Consider the following 20,802-nt stretch of genomic DNA (forward strand, 5'->3'; position numbering starts at 1 on the left):
TCTTCACAATCTGGAAGTTAGGTGTGCTTGAAATGTAGCGATTAAGCGTTAGGGTAATACCTTTTTGAAAGGCTTTACTATGACGGACTTGTATACGCCCGCAGCAAGGTAGGGATCTTCATTTGCCCATTTTTCTGCCAGTTCCTGATTTTGAAATTCTGCAACAACTAAACTTCCCGAGAAACCGGCATCTCCTGGATTTTCTGCATCAATTGCGGGGTGTGGACCGGCCAAGATCAAGCGTCCTTCCTGTTTTAGTGCGTTCAGACGTTCTAAGTGTGCCGGGCGCGCTTTGACGCGTAATGGAAGGCTATTCTCTACATCCTGACTGATAATGGCGTATAACATAGGTTGTCCTGTAACAAAGATTGTCCTGATGGACGTGACTCTACTTGTTCGTGGCTTCATCCTTCGTCTTTTGAGACGGACGCATCTTTTTCTGATATGTAAGGTGAAATGTACAGTCCGATACCGATCACGAAGAGTATGTTAAGTCCGATAAAACCGAAAACTTTGAAATTAACCCAAAACTCCTGGCTGAAAGTATAGGCTATCCAAATGTTTAAGACGCCGCAAACGAAGAAAAATGCGGAAGCCAGCCCATTGATGTTAGTCCAGATATTTGCGGGAAGTTCAAGGTTGTCCTCCATCATTCTTTGTACCAGGTTCTTGCGGGTAAAGAGCTGGCTGAAAATCAGAGCTACAGCAAAAATCCAGCTAACAGCGGTTGGTTTCCACTTGATAAAAGTTTCATCCTGCAGCGCTATCGTCAATCCTCCAAAAAATAGGACAAGAACTAATGTGATTATGTGCATTTTTTCTACTTTTCGGAAGCGGATCCACAAGTAGCTGACTTGAATTGCTGATGCAATGACGAGCACGCCCGTGGCAGTGATGATGTCTTTCGTGTACTGGTAGGCAATAAAAAAAAGTATAAGTGGAAAAAAGTCGGTAAATGCCTTCATTTTTGTGCTGGTATCCGTTTTGTCACAGGGTGCTTTTGTTAGGGTGCTGGATTTTCAGGATCTGATAATGTTTGGGGTAATCACATTCATGTCTGGTATTATAACCTGATTATTCAGCAAACTTCGACCGGGGTCTTTTCACAATTGATCGTTGACTTACATTCTCATAGCACGGCGTCTGACGGTGTGCTTACACCTTCACAACTCGTAGAGAGAGCAAAAGCTCAAGGAGTCGAGCTTTTCTCGGTGACAGATCATGACACGATTTCCGGGCTCGGGGAAGCCTCATTGGCTGCCAGAAGGCATAAAATACGGTTGGTATCTGGAATTGAATTTACGTGTTTGTGGAACAAAATGGTGTTTCATATCCTGGCTTATAATTTTGACCCAGAACATCCTGCAATTCAGGACGCAGTAAAGTATCAAACGCGAATCAGGTTTCAGAGGGGGGAAGCGATTGCTGAGAAGCTGCAGCAAAAATTCAATTTCCATGGGCTTGCCGATTCCGTTACCGGTCTGTGTGGCGAAAAGCCACCAGGGAGGCCCCATTTTGCTCGTGCCATGGTGTCACTGGGTTATGTTAAGACCGAGCAAGAGGCATTTTCGAAGTATCTCGGTATTGGTAAGCCTGGTGATATTAAAGTGGCATGGCCAAATTTGGAAGAGACGATGACCTGGCTTTCAGAAGCGGGTGCGGTTACTGTGCTTGCTCACCCGCGGAAATATGGTATTACGTTAACGAAGCTGCGCGGGTTTATTGATGCTTTCAAGCAATTACGCGGTCATGGGCTTGAAGTAACTACTGCGGGTCAAAAGCAGGGGGAGGTGGGCTTGCTTGCGGATCTGTGTCAACGATACGGGTTAGTGGGGTCTGTTGGAAGTGATTTTCATTCGCCAGGTCGCCCGTGGTGTGAGCTTGGGAGGTCGTTACAGCTTCCTGGCAGTGTGGAGCCAGTTTGGTCGCTATTTTAAATCAGCATCAGATTCGAGCTGGGTGTCACCCACAACATAACGGTCGGAGACCCAAAGTATTAATTTTTTTGGAACTTTACGTCCTTCATGTCTAAACTTTGATTCAGGTTGAGACATTCTTTGTGTGTCTGCTTACGGTACTCAATATTGGTTTAACTGTTCTGAGTTTTTCAACCGACATCCCTAATTGAGGTGATCTTAAGGATACGGTATTTCTTAAGATCTGAACTAAAAGGCCTTTAAATGTCTGAAAGTCTCGTTAAAAAGCTCGCGCCTGCGATTATTTTAACCCTTGTTGTCTTCATCGAAATCGTTAATTCAATTCCTGTCTGGATCACGCTCTCTACGCTCGTTTTTACGTCTCTGTTCTGGGGGTGGAGGGTTTGCGTCGATCACAAAAATGCTGAAACGTTGAGAGCGCAAGCCAATGAGACAGATTTGATGAAGGTAAAGCTCGATAAGTTGGAGTCGATTATCGAGGATTATGCAAATAGTGACAAAGCCATGCTCAACAATGATGTGGTAAAACTGCGTAATCTGGTATCGCAAAATATCGGTAAGTTAAGTGATAGCTTTACCGGACTGTCTGATAAATCCAGCCACCAACGGGATTTGTTGTTGTCGGTAGTGCGCCGCATCCAAGGAGAGGCAGACAAGGGGATTGAAGACAAGACGTTAACAGTCCGGGAGTTTGCGAGTGAGTTGGGTGAGATTATTGATCGCTACGTTGAACTATTGATCAGTGTGAGTGAAAAAAGTATTGAAACAGTTCATCAGATTCAGGATATGGTGACCCATTTTGACCGGATGTTCAGCTTGTTGGGTGAAATCCGAACGATCGCGGATCAAACGAATCTGCTCGCGTTGAATGCTGCGATCGAAGCCGCTCGCGCAGGTGAAAGCGGACGGGGGTTTGCAGTGGTGGCAGATGAGGTTCGCAAGCTTTCGCAAAACAGTAACGACCTTAATGATCAGATCATAGAGCGTGCCCAGGAGGCGAAGTCTGCCATTTCGGGGGTTAAATCAATTGTTGGTGAAATGGCATCCCTTGATATGAATATGGCTATTAACGCCAAAAGTCATGTAGACAGCATGCTCGGAGAACTTGAGGAAGTGAATCATTTTATTGAGGAGTCAGTTAATGACTTGTCTGATATCACGGATCGGGTTAACTCGGATGTTTCAAATGCGGTTATTTCCCTGCAATTCGCAGACATCGTCGAGCAGTTGGCGGCTCAGCTGCAAACGAGGCTTAAGCCTGCGGCCGTTCAGTGGCCTGATCATTCCCTGCCATTGGTTGATCGCTTAGAAGCAATGAATGCAGCGCTGCTTCGCCTGGCAACAGAGGAAAAAAATGTTTCTGCGAATTCAAGTAGTAAAACACCTGAGGAAGAAGAATCAGCAGGTGAAATATCGCTTTTTTAGCGGTTGAAATAATGCTTTTCATAAAGGAGGCACAATGGCTATTAGCAAACGGGAAGTATCCACTGGAGAGCTGCACATATCCATAAGCGGGTTGTTTGATTTTAACAGCGTTCAGGAGTTTCGCAGTTGTTATGATCAATCGAACAAATACAAAAAGTATGTAATGGACATGTCGCAGGTTGATCATATCGACAGTTCTGCCCTTGGGATGCTGCTGAATATGAAAAAAACAGTGGGAGACGGGGTATCTATTCATATCCGGAATTGTAAACCCGGGATCAAAAAGATTTTTATGATTTCCCGATTTGACAAAAAATTCACGTTTGATTGAGTTTTTCCGTTATGAAGGTGCTTGTTGTTGACGATCAGCGTGCTAACCGGGAGCTGTTAACCTGGATTCTGGAAGATTATGGTCATGAGTCCACTGAAGCGGAAAATGGTCAGGAAGCGGTGGATAAGTTTATTGAGACCAAGCCGGATCTGGTGCTGCTTGATGTCATGATGCCCGTAATGGACGGGTACGAAGCCGCTCGCATCATCAAGAGCCACGCAGGGGATCAATACATCCCCATTATTTTCCTGACCGCAATGACAGATGATGATGCGTTAATTAAATGTTTAGAGGCGGGTGGCGATGACTTTTTATCCAAGCCGATAGATGAAGTGGTTCTTCAGGCAAAGATAAAAGCGCACACTCGAACTCAGGAATTAAATGAGCAGGTGCGGAAAAAGAACCAGGAACTGGTTTACCTGCACAATCGTATTCAGCGTGAACACGAAATGGGTGAGCACGTGCTCTCTAACGCGATGCGAGAGAACTTCTATGATGCACCGAATATCCGGCACTACATGTCGCCAATGTCAAAATTCAATGGTGATCTGTTTTTGGTGACAGCCAAGCCTTCCGGGGGGGTATACGGGCTATTGGGTGACTTTACCGGACATGGTTTGGCTGCATCGATTGGCGCTATTCCGGTATCTCAGACGTTTTTTGCCATGACCCAAAAAAACTTTCCAGCGAGTGAAATTGTTGCTGCGCTTAATTCTACACTCAGTCGGTTTCTGCCGGATCACATGTTCTGCGCATTGACATTTTTCGAGTTAAATCATGCTGGTAGTCAATTAATTGTCTGGAGTGGTGGGTTGCCAGACTGTTATGTTATGCGGCCTGGGCAGGGCGTCGTGAAACATATCGAGTCAAAGCATATGCCGTTAGGTGTGCTAGAACCCCATGAATTTGAAAGTGATGTGGAGATCGTTTCCCTTAAAGAGGGAGATCGAGTCATACTTTATACCGATGGCATTATCGAAAGCTTAAACGAAGTGGGAGATATGTATGGCGTTGAACGCTTGCTCGAAATCATTAATCGCGGAAAAGAAGATATACTCGGCGCTGTTCTAGATGATTTTCATCGTTTCAAAAAAGGCAAAGAGCAGGATGATGATATTTCTTTGATTGAGCTTACTGCCCAGAAACTACCTGCTTCGGCTGCGGCGGCCCAGGTGACCAATCGTCCGCCAATACCCTGGTCGTTGACAGTTGAACTGACACCTCAGGAGTTCAAAAGTATTGCTGACCCTGTCGAACAGCTTGTGAGTATGCTCCCGAAATACTCACCTTTGATCGAGCACCGCGATGTTTTGCACACAATCATCAAAGAGTTATATTCAAACTCACTCGAGCATGGAATGTTGTCTCTCAATTCAGATATAAAAATGCAGGACGATGGCTTTGAGCTTTACTATCAGTTGAGAGGGGAGCGGCTTAGTGCACTTGATCAAGGGCGGATCGCTATACGATTGCACTATCAGCCACAAGAAAATGGAGATGAGATCTCGATAGAGGTGCAAGACTCAGGTTCAGGTTACGAAATTGCTGATATCAAACACGGTGAATCTGAAGAGATGAATCATGGCCGCGGGTTAATGTTAATTCGTTCGTTATGTAAGTCTGTAGAGTTGTGTGATGAGGGGCGAATGGTTCGAGTGGTCTACAGTGCAGAGAGTAAGTTGTAGATACTTTGCATTCCGCCTGTGATCAGAACTCGAATCTGCAGTAGTATCTACAATTTTCTAGGGCTTGTTTATGTTGCTCTTCTAGCTTCTTGCTCGTGCTTAACAATCACTTGCCATGAAAATGCAAGTAAATGTCAGTAACGGCATCGGGCAAATTTTCGGTGAACTGGTCAACCAAGTCTTCATTGCGACGAATGTCATCGAACTCTTCGTCTTCGAAAAGCTCTGAGAGAACCATAATTGGCAGTAATAAATCGGCGATTTTTGATTCATCAGCTTCAATCCACTTTTCCTCATATGCGAGAAAGCCTTCAATGAAGCCTGCACACCAATGTCTGATGCTGAGCTCAAAAGATTCTTCATCATCGACTGGTAGTTCCACTGCATTTTCATTTTGCAATTCTGCAGCAATGCTCTGGTAAAGCTTCTGCATCAGTTGAAGGACACGTTCGGGGATAGGTGTATGGGCTGTCTGGCCTTCCTCGAACTCGCCAAATATCAAGTGTGTGACATCCGTGAGTTTTGGGTTAACCGGTCCTGCCACCAGTGCGCAGAGTAGACCGTGCAATCCGAAATAATCAAGAGTGACGTCACTCACTTCCTCTGAAAATAGAAAATCATCCAATTCGTTGAGTTCAATTTCGTTGAGCATTTAAAAGTCCGATTCAGTTTGAGCGATAGAGTCTAGTTTAGGTGGTTATTGTGATCGTGAACAGCTTGCCAGTGCGATTGTCGTGAGCTCGTCAGGCGGTCGTGGAGGGGGCGATCATAACCGGAATGGCGAATGCACATTCCGGTTATATCGTGTTTGTGAATGATGTAAGCGTTATTCTGAGGCTGCCTTGGGCGCTGTTATCTCACTTTGATCAGGCGTGCTCTCGCCAGCAGTCGATTCCGTCGGCTGGGCTTCTGGTGTTTTTTCCTCCTGAGAGGCACTTTTAGTTGTGGATGCTGTTGCATCAGCGGTGCTTTGTGCTGCTTCAGCAGAGCCTTCTGCCTGTTTCGCTTCTTCTGCCGCTTTTTTTCTTGCTAGCCTTGGATCGTTGTGCGCACGTGATTTTCCGGGTGTACCTCTGCGTCGGGGCCGTTTGGGTTTGGCCTCACTTTCAGCGGAATCCTCGGTTGTTGGTGTTTCGATTTTTGGCGCATCAGCAGTTGTATCATTTAACTTGGTTTCGGTTGTGTTGGAAGCTTCGGTTTCAGGGTGTTGAACTTGTGCATTATCCTGAGTGCTTTCGGCAACAGACTCTTCTGCGACTTGTTTTTTCTTGTCGTCAGACTTGTTAGAGGCAGTTTGTTCTTTTGTCTCAGTAGATGGCGGAGCGGTATTGCTCGTTTCTGATTCCGCACTTTTTGCCCAAGGATTTGCATCGGTTTCTTCGCTTGCCTGGGGCTCCGGAGTCTCGGTAAATGCGGCTTCCAGTTTTTGTTGGGCTGCCGCTTTTTGTTCGGCAATTTTCGCTGCGTTCCAAGGGTTTATGAGTGTTTCATCTTCATGAATCGAGGGTGTCAACGCACTGGCAGAGGTTTGATCTGCTGTTGGTGCTTTGGTTGCTGAGTCTTCACTTGCGGTCGACGGTTCTGTGGTCGGTGAGGGCTCTTTATTCGCTGAAGGCTCTCGATTTGCTGAGGGCTCTTTATTTGCTGAGGGCTCCCGATTTGCTGAAGGCTCCCGATTTGCTGAAGGCTCTCGATTTGCTGAGGGCTCTTTATTCGCTGAGGGCTCTTTATTCGCTGAGGGCTCTCGATTTGCTGAAGGCTCTTTATTCGTCGAAGGCTCTTTGTCGCTGGCTGATCCTTGATTTGCTGGCGGCTCTTTGCCCGTCGATGACTCTCTACCCGCTGATGGCTCTTTACTTGCTGATGGCTCTTTGCCAGCTGGAGAACGACTGGGCGAGCGTGATGGTTTGTTTTGTGCCTGCTCGGTAGCTTGAGTGTCTGTCGCGCTTGTGTCTGTCGTGGCGCCGTCTTTTTCTCTGGAGCTGTTGTGTGATTTGCTGTTGGCGCCCTTGTCCGAGTTGCGTTCACGGTTGGATCTGTTGTTGCGCGTTGAGCGTGGTTTGCGGCCTTTGTTGTCATCAGAAGCGGTTTTCTGCTCTTGAGTGGTGGGCGCGGTATCTTTAGCAGTTTGTTGTGCCTGTTTATCTTGTTCCGGTATATCGGCGGCACTGCTTTGTTTTGCGCGCGAGCGTGGTGCTTCGGGCTTGTCCGGTGCTCCTTTTTGGCGGTCACGACGGGGCCGTTTACTATCGTCTGAAAAATCAGAGCTCAATTGCTGACTATTGCGGTTTTGTTGAGGTTTATTTGAGTCTTGACGCTTATTTTGTGCGCTGCGGCCCTGTTGGTTATCGGCACCTTGCTTAGGTTTATTTTCCTGAGTGCGACGTTGCTTGGCTTGAGGAGCTTTGCGTTGTCCACGCTCTTGTTGGGTCGGGGTTGACTTGTCTTTACGTCGATCCGTGTCCTGACGGCGGCTATGTGAGCGTGCCTGGGACTCACTACTTGGGGTGCTGGTGGTAGGCGGACGAGCAGGTTCATTTGTTTGCGGCTCGGTGGTGCCGTCACTGAAAATTGACTTCAATTTTGCTGATATTTTTTTCAGGAAACCTGTGCTTTCGGTTGTCGTAGGGGCTGGAGCCAGTGGTGTCAGCGTTTTAACTGCGGCTTCTTCCCGAACCCGATCTTTCTGGCGGTCAGAAACGGATGTATCGGTTTCGCCCTCAGAAGGTTTAATTGAATAGCTTACATCTGTATCGGTGCCACTTTCATCTTCCCGGATACGTACAACTTCGTATTGAGGTGTTTCCAGCAGGGAGGAAGGTATGATAAGGACCGAAACGCCTTGTTTTGTCTCGATTTCGCTGACCAGGGATCGTTTTTCATTCAAAAGGAATGTTGCTACGGTAACTGGAACGATTGCTCGAACCTGGCCTGTTTTTTCCTTGGATGCCTCTTCATAGATTAATCGCATGATTGAAAGTGCAAGAGATTCGATGCTGCGAATGGTTCCTTGACCAGAGCATCGTGGGCAAATTTCATTTCGGGTTTCTTCGAGTGAAGGGCGAAGTCTCTGGCGAGACATTTCCAGTAATCCGAAGCGTGATATTTTGCCAACCTGTACCCTTGCTCGGTCTAATTCCAGCGCCTGACGCATGCGATTTTCAACTTCGCGCTGGTTTTTGGCTGGGGTCATATCGATGAAGTCGATGACAATCAGTCCACCAATATCTCTCAAGCGTAATTGTCGGGCAATTTCTTCTGCCGCTTCAATGTTGGTTTGTAGTGCGGTTTCTTCGATGTCTCCGCCCTTGGTTGCTCTGGCAGAGTTAATATCGATGGAAACCAATGCTTCCGTCGGGTCGATAACGATTGAGCCACCGGAAGGCAGCTTAACTTCTCGTTGAAAAGCGGTCTCGATTTGCGCTTCAATCTGATAACGGCTGAACAGCGGAATTTCATCCTGATACAGTTTGATTTTATTTTCGTAGGATGGCATCACGGATTGTACGAAGTTGAGCACATCTTCGAATATTTCCGGATTGTCGACCAGGACTTCACCAATGTCCTGGCGCAAATAGTCTCTGACAGCGCGAATGATAACATTGCTTTCCTGGTAGATCAGGAATGGTGCTGCGCGACTTCCGGATGCGTGGGTGATGGAATCCCAAAACTGTTTCAGGTAGTCAAGATCCCATTGCAGTTCTTCCGTGGATCTGCCCACACCTGCAGTTCGTACGATCACGCCCATGTTTTTAGGCGTTTTCAAGCCGGACATTGCCTCTTTTAATTGCGTGCGGTCTTCACCTTCAATTCTTCTGGAAATGCCGCCTGCTCGAGGGTTATTTGGCATCAGTACCAGGTACCGGCCAGCAAGGCTGATAAAGGTTGTAAGTGCGGCTCCTTTGTTGCCGCGCTCTTCTTTGTCGACCTGAATGATGATTTCCTGGCCTTCGGTTACGACATCTTTGATGTTGATTTTGCCGTTGATTTGCGAAGGTGGAGTAGTGAAATATTCTTTGGAAATTTCTTTCAGAGGAAGGAAGCCGTGACGTTCCGCGCCATAGTCAACGAAAGCGGCTTCAAGGCTGGGTTCGATTCGTGTAATTTTGCCTTTGTAAATGTTCGCTTTTTTGGTTTGACTGGTGCCTGATTCGATGTCCAGGTCGTACAGTTTTTGTCCATCTACTAATGCGACGCGCAGCTCTTCTTCATGAGTTGCGTTGATCAACATTCTTTTCATGTATTGTCTTTTTCCGAATATAGCGTACAAAAAAAGACGTAACAGTGTCTAAGTCACCCACTATGGCGTCGCGGTGGTATGCTGGTGTGTCGGTACCCAGCACCACGTTCACTGATGTTTCTCGATAGCGTCCGCAGTGTTCGTTAGCTATCCCAGCCTCGTGTTTCCCCGGCTTTGTAAGGCGGGGCAAAGTAAGCACTCATTGTTGGTGCAAGCAGTGTGCACATGAGCCATGTTTGGTCAGGCTTTCCGGGTCTTATGTCGCAATAATCAGACAGCCCCGAAGCGCAACCAGGTGAAATAATTCTGTGTCGTCTTTTTCAAATACGCGGTTTATTGTTATCTTCCCAAAGGTGGGAAGGCCTGTTAGTTTGTCGGAAACGCTCGTTGCTTGACCAGCTTTTCCTGCGTGTATCTCGCGCATAATGAAACAATATTCATCTTCCGCCGACGATTAGCGTGACCTCGGTATTTATTCACGAGGCTTTTTGCTAGAATCAGGGCGAAGTACCGCTGTGTGCGAATATAACAGTATTTTTTTATAGCATCAATTTACGCTTACGTAAAAGATTTCTATTGGATGAGCATGTTGGTGCTTTTCTGCGCGATTAATTGGGTGTGTTGTTCAAATATTCGTGCTGATATGAGTTGGTCGCTGTTATATCTGGCACGCAAGAATCAGCTGGATGTGTACAAGGTTTTTCCATGAAAGTAGGTTTTTTGATTGACTAAACGTAAAAAGAATCCCGGTGTTCGGTCCGGACGCCCCGGCCAGGGGGCGAAGACAGAAGGTGCGCAAGCTGCAAGCGCCAATCGCTCTCAGCATCCCAAGCAGCGTCGAGCTGGATCAGGTCGTAGAAATATTAGTGATGATCAGGCTAATCGCGAGGAAAGGGGGAATAGAGGCGAGAGGGGCGGTAGAGACGAAAGGGTGAGTAGGGGCAATAAAGTCCGCAGGAGTAACAAAAATAGCCGGAATAATAAAGATAGTCGGAATAATAAAGATAGCCGGAATGCCCCAAATTCCATTGGTCATTCGAAAGTACAGGTCAGGAGCGCTCTGACGGCTGAAACAGAGCAAAAGCAGGAGTCAAGCGCGTTTTCGAGTGTGAGACCGAATCAAGCGCATGAGGCTGAGCAATCCCAGGCGCCCAGAACGGCGGAAATTTTTGTGGCAACTGAAAATCAGGATGGTCAGCGTCTGGATAATTTTTTGCTGGGTTATCTCAAGGGTGTTCCCAAAACCCGAATTTACCGCATGATCCGGAAGGGAGAGGTTCGAGTTAATCGTTCCCGTTGCAAGCCTGAGCAAAAACTGTTAACTGGTGATCAGGTTCGTATTCCGCCCATCTCTGTCGCAGAAAAACTGGCACCCGCAGTACCAGGTAAGCCAGTGCTTGATCGTATCAAGGCCGCGATTATTTATGAGAGCCAGGATTTATTAGTGTTGAACAAGCCATCGGGTTTGGCTGTGCATGGCGGTAGCGGCCTGAGCTTTGGTGTCATTGAAGCGTTACGGGCGCTGTTTCCCGATATTCAAGGGCTGGAGTTGGTGCACAGGCTCGATCGGGATACTTCTGGATGTCTGATGGTGGCAAAAAACCGGAAGATGCTTCGTTGGCTCCATGAGCAGTTGCGGGGTGATGGTGTGCAGAAAATTTACCATGCGATGGTATTTGGACGCTGGGCTGCATCGAGAAGAATCGTTGAAGCGCCTTTGCGTAAGAATGAGTTGAAGTCCGGTGAGCGTGTGGTGCGTGTCAATGCGGAAGGTAAGCCGTCTGAAACCCATTATCGCGTGTTGTCCACAAACAAGCGCTACAGCCTGGTTGAGGCAAGACCAATTACGGGGCGTACGCATCAGATACGAGTCCATTGTACTCATGCCGGTTGTCCGATTTTAGGGGATGATAAGTATGTAAGTGAGAAGTATGCAGATGACCCCTATACTGCCCGGCCGCCGCGGCTTATGCTCCATGCCTATGAGTTGAGAGTGCGAATGCCTGGGAAAACCTCACTGGCGATCTCTGCACCCTACGATGAGCCGTTTGAAAATGTTGTGACAGCGCAATTTGGTAGTGGTGCTCATGGCCATTAAGCTGATTATATTTGATTGGGATGGGACGCTGGTTGATTCGGTGCAGACAATTGTAGGCAGCTTACGCTCTGCAGCGGAGCGTCTCCAGCTTCCAGTGCTGTCTGATCAGGAATACAGTCATATTATTGGTTTGGGCATGCGGGAGGCGATTGATGCTCTGTACCCTGGTTTGAGTACATCGCAAGTGAATGATTATCGATCGGCCTATGCTGACGCATTTTTTGCGCAACCGACAACCGAAAAGCACCTCTTTGAGGGGGTGGTTGAGGGGCTTAACGCGCTTGAACGGCGAGGCTATATGCTTGCTGTTGCGACTGGTAAAAGTCGGAATGGTTTGGACAAAGCCATGCAAAGTACCGGGTTAAGGCGGTACTTTCCGTGGCATCAGTGTGCGGATGAAACGGCGTCGAAACCGGATCCCCTAATGCTTAACAATATTCTTGCGGGCGCGCAATGCTCGGTTTCGGATGCTGTCATGGTTGGTGATACGATCTATGATATGGAAATGGCCAGGCGTATCGGGATGACCGCGTTCGGGGTTGAGTATGGCGTGCATAGTGCGGATCAGCTGTTGGGGAGTGGTGCGCGGGTCACGTTTTCAGTGTTTTGTGAGCTGATAGATTCATTGCTGGTACATTAGGGGGGGCGTTTCGGGTGGCTGGTAAGGTTTTTTGTCGCTTCTCGAGCGGAAATTAAATTTGGTTCATACAGCAATCTGTCCAGCTATGATATGGTTAAGAAAGATAAGTCAGGAAACAGTGGGTGTACTTTAATGACCGAGAATTCAAATAGGGAAAACGACCAGTGGAAGGAATCCCCTGTGGGGCAGGGGGAGCGTGAATCAGCTGGCCTGGCTGCTGGAAACGAGGTGGGTGATGTTGGCAAACGCCATGGTTATCAGGTTGAACGGCCGGGTTCTGTTGGGGTGAATCAATCGGGGGACAAGAGTAAAGAGTGGAAATTGATTGAAAAACTGGTTTCCTCCGTCACCCAGGAGCAGCGGCGATCACGTCGATGGGGGATATTTTTTAAATCACTGACATTTATCTATTTGTTTTTAATTCTGGGTGTTTATTTTGGTAACCTCCAGGATACGGCTAGCACGAATAGTGGATTGCACACAGCGTTGGTCGATGTTCACGGGGTGATTGCTGAAGGCGAGGGTGCGAGTGCCGACACACTGGTGACAGGGTTGCGTCGAGCTTTCGACAGTAAAGGTACGCGGGGTGTGGTGTTACGGATTAATAGTCCAGGAGGGAGTCCGGTGCAGGCTGGCTATGTTTATGATGAGATCAAGCGTCTTAAATCATTGCATCCAAACGTTCCTGTTTATGCTGTGATTTCCGATCTTGGTGCTTCCGGGGCCTACTATATTGCTGCGGCTGCGGATTATATCTATGCAGATAAAGCCAGTCTCGTTGGGTCTGTTGGTGTGACTGCTTCAGGATTCGGGTTTGTTGAGGTTATGGAGAAGCTGGGTGTTGAGCGCAGGCTCTACACGGCAGGGGAGCATAAGGCTTTTCTTGATCCATTTTCACCGCAAAAACAGGATGAAGTACAGTTCTGGGAGTCAGTTTTAAGCACCACCCATAACCAATTTATTGAGCAGGTCAAAAAAGGTCGGGGCGATAAGTTGGTTGATGATCCTAAGTTGTTTTCCGGGCTGGTTTGGAGTGGAGAGCAAGCGTTGGAATTGGGGCTCATTGATGGTTTGGGGTCTCCCGGTTATGTTGCGCGCGAGTTGATTGGCTATGAAGATGTGGTCGACTTTACGCCAAAGCCGGATCCATTTGAGCGTTTTACGAAAACGTTGGGCGCCTCGATTAGCAGTACAGCAGTGCAGCTGCTGTTTCAAGGGCAGTTCGAGTTGCGTTAAGCTCTCTTCAAGCTGAGCCTCAAGTTGGTGGTAGCAAGAAGAGCTTTGGCTCTCGCATTGCCTAGAGGTTTTTGAGGTTTGGGGTCACATAGTCCAGCGGGTCGATGCCCCAGTTTAGCAGGGTGTCGATAAGTGCCATTATTGGAAGCCCGATCAAGGTGTTATGATCTCTGCCTTGAAGTGCAGAAAATAGCCGAACCCCCAATCCTTCTGCTTTAAACGAACCGGCACAGTCAAATGGCTTTTCAAGTTCAAGGTACTGGATAATCTGGTTGGTAGAGAGTTGGCGGAAATGCACGGTAAAGGTCTCAATAATGCAGTTGGAGCGATTATTTGATTGGTCCTTGACGCATAAAGCTGTGTGGAAGTTGACGGTTTTCCCGCTAAAGTGCCTGAGTTGTCGGGTAGCGTTTTCCAGTGTTCCGGGTTTTCCCAGTATTTGGCCATCCGGTGACTCTGCTACCTGATCTGAGGCAATAATAATGCCTTCTGGGTGGCGCGCTGCGACGACTGTGCATTTTGCTTCTGCGAGCCTTACTGCGAGATCTTTTGCAGGTTCTTCTGGGAATGGAGTTTCATCTATTTCCGGTTTGTCTATTGAAAACGGTAGGCCGATGGTGCGTAATTGCTTTTGTCGATATACAGATGAAGAGGCGAGTACAAATTGGAGGGGCATTTTCAGGTCCTGTAAGGCGATTCTCTCTCGGTATTAGACATGGAAGTGTATCGGTAAAAGCCAAAGTGGGATAGTGGCAAAAATTAATTTTGGTTTTTTCGATAAATATTTTGACAATTAGAGATGACGAAAATAGAATTGCGCGCTTATGTCGAGTTGTGAATTACCCAAATTTGTAGATCCTTATAAATTCGCCGATCAAGAAATATCAATTTCTGGCACTATCGCATTAGCTGTTATGCCTGAGTTGGTATCGGTTTTGGTGGGCAATGCTGGGGATGCTGTCGTTTCTGTGACTTTGAGGTTCCACAAAGATGATCAGGGGTACAGAGTGATCTCTGGAGCCGTGACTGCTAGTCTTTTAGTGGAATGTCAGCGTTGTTTGGGGCCTGTAGAGATTCAGGTTGGCTCGGACTTTGAGCTTGCCCTGCTCAGAACGGATGATCAAGCTGCGCAAATTCCGAGGAAGTATGATCCTCTGATTGTTGAGGGCGATGAAGTTTCACTGGCCGAGGTGGTTCAGGAGGAGCTTCTCCTGGCAATGCCGCAGTTTTCGTATCATGAAGAGGCTTGTGGTGTGAAAATGCCACAACCTGAAAAGTTCGATGATCAGGCTAAGCAGAAGGATAATCCCTTTAGTGTTTTGGCTGGCATGAAAACAAAAAAATAGATCGTGTTAACGCGGTCTGGGTTTGATTGTCTCGAATTTACATATGTTTTTGAAATTAGATAATAGCTGCCGTGAGGCGCTATGGTTTGAGGAGTAATAGGTAATGGCTGTTCAGCAGAATAGAAAAACCCGTTCCAAGCGTGATATGCGTCGTTCTCACGATGCGTTGACATCATCTGCATTGTCCGTGGATCCAACGACAGGTGAAACCCATCGTCGTCACCATGTTACACCTGATGGTTTTTATCGTGGCAAGCAAGTTATTGAGTCATCTGAAGACTAATTAGCTTCTCAAACTGAATCTGGTTTGTTAATGACGCTTCGACAATAGTTGTCGAGTTCATGCTTAGTCTTGTGATTTTCGGAGGAGCATCGGCTTCTTGGCTGAAAATATCACATTGGCATTAGATGCGATGAGTGGCGATCTTGGTGCTAAGGTCGTCGTTGAGGCTGCGTCAAAAGTGCTCAAAAAAGATAAAGCCCTTAGTGTGATTTTGGTTGGTAATCAGAATCAACTCGGGGCTTTGTTGTTATCTCTACCTTCATCACTTCGAGACAGGGTTGCGTTAGCGCATGCAGACTCTGTTGTATCGATGTCTGATAAACCTGCTGTTGTGCTTCGGCGTAAGCAGGATTCTTCAATGTCTGTTGCTTTAAAATTGGTCCGGGATCGTGCTGCTCATGGTTGTGTTAGTGCCGGTAACACCGGAGCACTTATGGTCTTGAGTCGCTCTATTGTCAGGATGCTGCCTGGAATTGAACGACCTGCAATTTGCAAATATATTGATGCTTCACATCACCCCTTTTTGTTCCTAGATCTAGGTGCGAACCTGGTTTGCAGTGGCGAGCAATTGTATCAGTATGGCGTAATGGGTGGCTTGATGGCGAAGCTGGCGATGGATGTTTGCGAGCCCAGGATTGCGCTTTTAAACGTGGGGAGTGAGGATATTAAGGGGCCGGAGCAGGTCAAGCTGGCGGCAACAATGCTCAGTGATAATAAGGACTTGAGTTATGTTGGATACGTTGAGGGGCATGAGCTGTTTTTTGGTAAAGCGGATGTTGTGGTTTGTGATGGGTTTGTGGGAAACATCGCTTTAAAAACAGCTGAAGGTGTTTTGCAACTTGTTCGTTATAAAGTGGATGACTTTCTTCATCAGCATCGTTTTCTTAAGTTTTTGGCCTATGTTTTGAAGCCATGGGTTCAGCCAATGTTGAGTCGTTTGAATCCTGAGTCACTTAATGGTGCAAGTTTGCTTGGATTGAATGGTGTGGTTGTCAAAAGCCACGGAGCTGCTGGTGTTTTTGCGTTTAGAAAGGCTATTGAGCAAGCTGCCCTCGAGGTTCGAGCTGGTGTGCCGCAGAAGATTAATGAACATTTGGATCAGTGGTTGATTTAAATTGCCTGTTTTTTTCGGTATGGTGCACCGCTGTCAACTAAATTAGCAAAGTGTGTATATGATGAGCAGTATCTATGTATTTCCGGGTCAGGGTTCTCAGTCTGTGGGTATGCTGGCTGATTATATTGAGCAGTTTGCGGTTGTTCGGGAAACCGTTGAGCAGGCGTCGCAAGTATTGGGTTACGATATCGCGGAACTGATGTTAAATGGTCCGGAGGATAAGTTAAATCAAACGCAGGTAACACAGCCGGCTGTTCTGGTTGCGAGTGTCGCACTCTGGAGGGCAATTCAGGATAATTTGGGAGGGAGTGAATTACCGCAGCCCTCATATATGGCGGGCCATAGTCTTGGAGAGTATTCGGCATTGGTTTGTTCGGGGGCGCTTGAGTTTGAGTCTGCTGTTGCCCTGGTTGCAGTTCGAGCGGGCTTGATGCAAGGCGCAGTTCCGGTCGGTGAGGGTGGTATGGCGGCCATTCTTGGGTTGCCTGATGATGAGGTGGTGAGCATTTGTGCTGAAATAACTGCCGACGCGAATCACGGTGTTATCGAAGCGGTTAACTTTAATTCTCCTGGGCAAGTCGTAATTGCGGGTAACCATGATCTGTTAGAAAGTGCCTGTGCAGCACTTAAAGCTGGAGGTGCTAAGCGGGCAGCGTTGCTCTCGGTAAGTGTTCCTGCTCATTCTTCATTGATGAAAACAGCCGCAGGCGAGTTTGAGCAGGCGTTGAACGAAGCGGAATTGAAAATGCCAAACCTGCCATTAATTCAAAATGTCACTGCGAGACCTGCACAGAATGTGGCAGAATTGAGAGCTAATCTGGTTCAGCAGCTGTTTTCCCCTGTCAAGTGGACTGATTCTGTTCGTTGGGCGGCTGAGCAAGGTGTGGATACAGTGGTTGAATGTGGTCCGGGAAAAGTCCTCTCCGGGTTAACCAAGCGCATTGATAAATCGTTGCAATCAGTTTCCTTGAGTCGGGCTGATAGCATTTTGAATACATAAGATAAGAATCTGAACGTAGTTTTAAGGAGAACGTCATGTCTTTGCAAGGAAAGGTTGTCTTAATAACTGGAGCCAGTCGAGGGATTGGTCAGGCGATAGCAAAAACCATGGCCAGTGGCGGGGCAACTGTTGTGGGTACCGCAACGACCGAGGCGGGTGCCTCTTCGATTTCCCACTATTTTGCCAAGTGGGGGTTGCCAGGTGATGGAATCGTCATGGATGTTGCCGACTCTTTTTCGGTCCAGCAAGGTGTCGAGCAGGTTAAGTCTGCGTATGGTGATCCACAAATCCTGATCAATAACGCAGGAATTACTGCTGATGATTTGATGTTGCGCATGAAAGAAGAGAAGTGGTTAGATGTAATTAATACCAACCTGAACTCCATCTACCGTACAACCAAAGCCGTAATGCGTGGCATGACGAAGGCGAAGTGGGGTCGAGTCGTAAATATAAGTTCTGTTGTGGCAGAAATGGGGAATGCGGGCCAGTGCAATTATTCTGCATCGAAAGCGGGTGTTGAAGGTTTTACACGCTCCCTGGCCAAGGAAATAGGGAGTCGGGGTATAACTGTTAATGCCGTTGCTCCCGGTTTTATCGAGACAGATATGACAAAGAAGTTATCGGAAAATCAGCGAGAAGAAATGTTTAACTTGATTCCTGCGCAGCGATTTGGCACCCCGGAAGAAGTTGCAGCGGTGGTTGGTTTTCTTGTGGGCGAAGAAGCCGGATTCGTTAATGGTGAAGTCATTCACGTTAACGGCGGCATGTATATGGGGTAAATTTCGCCCAGAGCGTTCCATATTGCGCGAAATAGCGCTTGATATCGATGGTTGGGCGAAATTGATCTTGTCTACAATTATTGATTCATCTAGACTACCACGCCATGAGTGCTTGGTACATAAAAAGTGAGGAAACTATGAGTACAGTAGAAGAGCGCGTAAAGAAGATCGTTTGCGAGCAGCTCGGAGTGAAAGAGTCTGAAGTTCAAAACACATCGTCATTTGTGGAAGATTTGGGCGCCGATTCTCTGGATACCGTTGAGTTGGTTATGGCTCTGGAAGAGGAATTCGAAACCGAAATTCCTGACGAAGAGGCTGAAAAGCTGACTACTGTTCAAGACGCTATTGATTATATTATTTCTCATCTGTAAATAATCAAAATTCAAATAGCCAAGCATCGAAGCCGTTCAAATGTGAATTTGAGCGGCTTTTTCATATGTCTGTATCGGTTTTCATATAGACGTCATATTTCAGTGGCATAAACCCCTCATTTTGTTGAAAACACGAGAAAGGATCACATTATGACAGCAAGAAGAGTCGTCGTTACAGGCTTGGGGGCGCTCACTCCGCTGGGTAACTCGGTAGACGCGCTCTGGTCAGCACTTGTCAATGGCAAGAGTGGGATCAGTTTGATTGAGTCATTTGACACGGAAAGCTTTAGTGTAAAAATTTGTGGTGCAGTGAAAGGTCTAGACAGCTCGGAGTATTTAAACCCGAAAGAAGCGCGAAAGCTTGACCCATTTATTCAGTATGGATTGATTGCTGCAATTCAAGCTGTTCAGGATGCCGGTATTGCTGATTTAAGCGATGAAGAGAAGTTGAATGTCGGGGTGGCGATCGGAAGTGGAATTGGCGGTATAGGCACCATCGAGGCAAGCTGTAATATACTCGCCAGTAGCGGTCCTCGGAAGGTGTCTCCCTTTTTTGTGCCCGGTGCAGTTATCAACATGGTGTCGGGCAATCTCGCAATGCGCTATGGTTTTAAAGGGCCAAATATCGCGATGGCGACAGCTTGCACAACCGGGACGCATAGTATTGGTTATGGGGCACGAACGATCGCCTATGGTGATGCAGATGTGATGTTGGCGGGTGGTTCTGAGGTAGCGACAACGCCGGTAGGTATTGCTGCATTTGCATCCGCTCGAGCGTTGTCCCGTCGGAATGATGATCCGGAAGGTGCCAGTCGGCCTTGGGATCGGGGGCGTGACGGCTTTGTGCTGGGTGATGGCGCTGGTGTGGTCGTTTTGGAAGAATACGAACACGCCCGCAAACGAGGGGCAAATATTTATGGCGAGCTGGTTGGGTTCGGTATGAGTGATGACGCGTTCCATGTCACGGCACCCCCTGAAAACGGGGAAGGCGCTCGTTTATCCATGGCGCGTGCTATCCAGGATGCGAACATTGCCCTTGAAGATATCCATTACATTAATGCCCACGGCACCTCCACTCCAGCCGGAGATATTGCTGAGTGCAATGCCATAAAACGTCTGCTGGGTAGTGAGTTGGCCGCAACGGTTAATGTGTCTTCAACAAAGTCGATGACGGGGCATCTGATTGGCGCAGCGGGAGCCGTTGAGGCCATCGCGTCGTTGCTGGCGATGAAGCATAACGTCGTTCCGCCAACACTGAATCTTGAGGATCCCGATGAAGGGTGTGATCTTAATTTTACCCCTAATGTTGCGCAGGAAAGGCAAGTGGATGTTGCGTTAAGTAATTCATTTGGATTTGGTGGTACAAATGGAACGCTGATATTCAGGCGAATATAACTGCGATTCAGGCGAATATAACTGCTTGGGGTTACAGTACTCATACGGATTCAGTCGATAGATTAAATTAAGATAATGGTCTGACGGGGGATGATTTGACATCAAACACTTGGGTGGACGGACAATGGCAAGATGGTGTGCCGGTTACGGATCGGGGGTTTGCCTATGGTGATGGTCTATTCGAAACGGTATTGGTTAATAATGGCCGGTTGACGTTATGGCATTATCATTTAAAGCGGCTTGTCGAGGGGGCCAAGTGTTTGAAAATACCCTTGCCGGATGAGGTTTCGGATACAGTGGCGTGTGTTGTTGCGGAGTATCTGGATGTTAATGTGACCGTTGGGCGCTCGTATGTTGTCAAAATTATCCTTACCAGGGGGGATGGCGGACGAGGCTATATGCCGCCAGTGGAATCAAGTAGTCGCCTTGTTATCAGCTTTCATTCGTTGCCGTCTGTGAGTTCCTCCGTTCGTCTAATGACAGCAAGTGTGCGGTTGTCGGCTGGGGGTGATTTCTCGGGAATAAAGCATATGAGTCGCTTAACTCAAGTGGTGGCGGCTCAGGAGGCAATGATGTCTGGTTTTGATGATGCACTTATGCTGGATTGGCAGAACCGTGTGATTGAAACGACTAAAGCTAATCTTTTAGTGGTTCAGGGCGGTATTTTGGTGACGCCGGATTTGTCTGAATGTGGTGTTCGAGGTACGGCGCGGCAGTTTTTGCTTGAGTGTGGCGCGAGTGCTGGCCTAGCTGTTGCCGAGGTCCCGCTAACGGTGGACGAAATTATCGGTGCTGATGCCGTTGCGGTGGTAAATAGCGTAGCGGGGTTGTCGAAAGTCAGTGTCATTGGTCAGCAACAACTGAATGGCAATTTCGACTGGCAGCCGGTTGAATCTTTACTGCGCTCAGAGTTAGGTTAGTC

The 20,802-nt window shown here is 47.6% G+C and carries 20 protein-coding genes; 15 read left to right on the plus strand and 5 right to left on the minus strand.

Annotated elements, in window-relative coordinates:
• Positions 1-48: 48 nt before the first annotated feature.
• Both OLMES_RS10850 and OLMES_RS10855 read right to left on the minus strand, forming a co-directional pair.
• Positions 49-348, minus strand: a complete 300-nt coding sequence (locus tag OLMES_RS10850) for a YciI family protein (protein ID WP_087461281.1) — start codon at positions 346-348, stop codon at positions 49-51.
• A 56-nt stretch (positions 349-404) separates the two neighbouring features.
• A complete protein-coding gene (locus OLMES_RS10855) occupies positions 405-965 on the minus strand; it encodes a septation protein A (protein ID WP_087461282.1) in 561 nt (186 codons plus the stop codon).
• A gap of 144 nt (positions 966-1,109) precedes the next feature.
• On the opposite strand from OLMES_RS10855, the gene OLMES_RS10860 reads away from it, so the two are divergent.
• The 4 genes from OLMES_RS10860 to OLMES_RS10875 all read left to right on the plus strand — a co-directional run bounded on the left by OLMES_RS10860 (position 1,110) and on the right by OLMES_RS10875 (position 5,378).
• A complete protein-coding gene (locus OLMES_RS10860) occupies positions 1,110-1,937 on the plus strand; it encodes a PHP domain-containing protein (RefSeq protein WP_198343300.1) in 828 nt (275 codons plus the stop codon).
• A gap of 504 nt (positions 1,938-2,441) precedes the next feature.
• Complete coding sequence (locus OLMES_RS28830) at positions 2,442-3,362, plus strand: methyl-accepting chemotaxis protein (protein WP_408635155.1); 921 nt, start codon at positions 2,442-2,444, stop codon at positions 3,360-3,362.
• A 34-nt stretch (positions 3,363-3,396) separates the two neighbouring features.
• A complete protein-coding gene (locus tag OLMES_RS10870; protein WP_087461285.1) occupies positions 3,397-3,693 on the plus strand; it encodes an STAS domain-containing protein in 297 nt (98 codons plus the stop codon).
• Positions 3,694-3,704: 11 nt separating this feature from the next.
• On the plus strand, positions 3,705-5,378 hold the full coding sequence (locus tag OLMES_RS10875) for an ATP-binding SpoIIE family protein phosphatase (RefSeq protein WP_087461286.1): 1,674 nt from the start codon (positions 3,705-3,707) through the stop codon (positions 5,376-5,378).
• Positions 5,379-5,484: 106 nt separating this feature from the next.
• Here OLMES_RS10875 and OLMES_RS10880 read toward each other — a convergent pair whose 3' ends face one another.
• Both OLMES_RS10880 and OLMES_RS10885 read right to left on the minus strand, forming a co-directional pair.
• Positions 5,485-6,030 carry a YecA/YgfB family protein gene (locus OLMES_RS10880; protein WP_087461287.1) on the minus strand — a complete coding sequence of 182 codons (546 nt, stop codon included), beginning with the start codon at positions 6,028-6,030 and terminating at the stop codon, positions 5,485-5,487.
• Positions 6,031-6,204: 174 nt separating this feature from the next.
• Complete coding sequence (locus OLMES_RS10885; RefSeq protein ID WP_087461288.1) at positions 6,205-9,618, minus strand: Rne/Rng family ribonuclease; 3,414 nt, start codon at positions 9,616-9,618, stop codon at positions 6,205-6,207.
• Between the two features lie 724 nt (positions 9,619-10,342).
• Here OLMES_RS10885 and OLMES_RS10895 point away from each other — a divergent pair.
• From OLMES_RS10895 to OLMES_RS10905, 3 genes are all read left to right on the plus strand, one after another.
• Positions 10,343-11,716: an RluA family pseudouridine synthase gene (locus OLMES_RS10895; protein WP_232465317.1), complete on the plus strand. Its 1,374-nt coding sequence runs from the start codon at positions 10,343-10,345 to the stop codon at positions 11,714-11,716.
• Complete coding sequence (locus OLMES_RS10900) at positions 11,706-12,356, plus strand: HAD-IA family hydrolase (protein ID WP_087461290.1); 651 nt, start codon at positions 11,706-11,708, stop codon at positions 12,354-12,356. Before OLMES_RS10895 ends, OLMES_RS10900 begins: the two co-directional genes overlap by 11 nt.
• 132 nt (positions 12,357-12,488) lie before the next feature.
• Positions 12,489-13,592: a S49 family peptidase gene (locus OLMES_RS10905; RefSeq protein WP_087461291.1), complete on the plus strand. Its 1,104-nt coding sequence runs from the start codon at positions 12,489-12,491 to the stop codon at positions 13,590-13,592.
• A 61-nt stretch (positions 13,593-13,653) separates the two neighbouring features.
• On the opposite strand, the gene OLMES_RS10910 is transcribed toward OLMES_RS10905, so the two are convergent.
• Positions 13,654-14,268, minus strand: coding sequence for a Maf family protein (locus tag OLMES_RS10910; RefSeq protein ID WP_087461292.1), 615 nt, complete (start codon positions 14,266-14,268; stop codon positions 13,654-13,656).
• A gap of 148 nt (positions 14,269-14,416) precedes the next feature.
• On the opposite strand from OLMES_RS10910, the gene OLMES_RS10915 reads away from it, so the two are divergent.
• The 8 genes from OLMES_RS10915 (at position 14,417) to pabC (ending at position 20,800) form a co-directional block, all read left to right on the plus strand.
• Positions 14,417-14,938 carry a YceD family protein gene (locus OLMES_RS10915; RefSeq protein WP_087461293.1) on the plus strand — a complete coding sequence of 174 codons (522 nt, stop codon included), beginning with the start codon at positions 14,417-14,419 and terminating at the stop codon, positions 14,936-14,938.
• Positions 14,939-15,041: 103 nt separating this feature from the next.
• Positions 15,042-15,221, plus strand: a complete 180-nt coding sequence (gene rpmF, locus OLMES_RS10920; protein ID WP_087461294.1) for a 50S ribosomal protein L32 — start codon at positions 15,042-15,044, stop codon at positions 15,219-15,221.
• 97 nt (positions 15,222-15,318) lie between these two features.
• Positions 15,319-16,335 (plus strand): phosphate acyltransferase PlsX, encoded by a 1,017-nt coding sequence (plsX, locus tag OLMES_RS10925; RefSeq protein WP_087461295.1) that lies wholly within the window; start codon positions 15,319-15,321, stop codon positions 16,333-16,335.
• A gap of 61 nt (positions 16,336-16,396) precedes the next feature.
• Positions 16,397-17,335, plus strand: coding sequence for an ACP S-malonyltransferase (gene fabD / locus OLMES_RS10930; protein WP_408635156.1), 939 nt, complete (start codon positions 16,397-16,399; stop codon positions 17,333-17,335).
• A gap of 35 nt (positions 17,336-17,370) precedes the next feature.
• The gene (fabG, locus tag OLMES_RS10935) at positions 17,371-18,114 is read left to right on the plus strand and encodes a 3-oxoacyl-ACP reductase FabG (protein WP_087461297.1); all 744 of its coding nucleotides are present in this window, start codon (positions 17,371-17,373) and stop codon (positions 18,112-18,114) included.
• A gap of 137 nt (positions 18,115-18,251) precedes the next feature.
• Positions 18,252-18,485 (plus strand): acyl carrier protein, encoded by a 234-nt coding sequence (acpP, locus tag OLMES_RS10940; RefSeq protein WP_087461298.1) that lies wholly within the window; start codon positions 18,252-18,254, stop codon positions 18,483-18,485.
• 150 nt (positions 18,486-18,635) lie between these two features.
• Positions 18,636-19,880, plus strand: a complete 1,245-nt coding sequence (gene fabF / locus OLMES_RS10945; protein WP_087461299.1) for a beta-ketoacyl-ACP synthase II — start codon at positions 18,636-18,638, stop codon at positions 19,878-19,880.
• Positions 19,881-19,975: 95 nt separating this feature from the next.
• A complete protein-coding gene (pabC, locus tag OLMES_RS10950; protein ID WP_157678263.1) occupies positions 19,976-20,800 on the plus strand; it encodes an aminodeoxychorismate lyase in 825 nt (274 codons plus the stop codon).
• The last annotated feature ends 2 nt before the right edge of the window (positions 20,801-20,802 follow it).

It is taken from the genome of Oleiphilus messinensis (assembly GCF_002162375.1).
Lineage (GTDB): Bacteria > Pseudomonadota > Gammaproteobacteria > Pseudomonadales > Oleiphilaceae > Oleiphilus > Oleiphilus messinensis.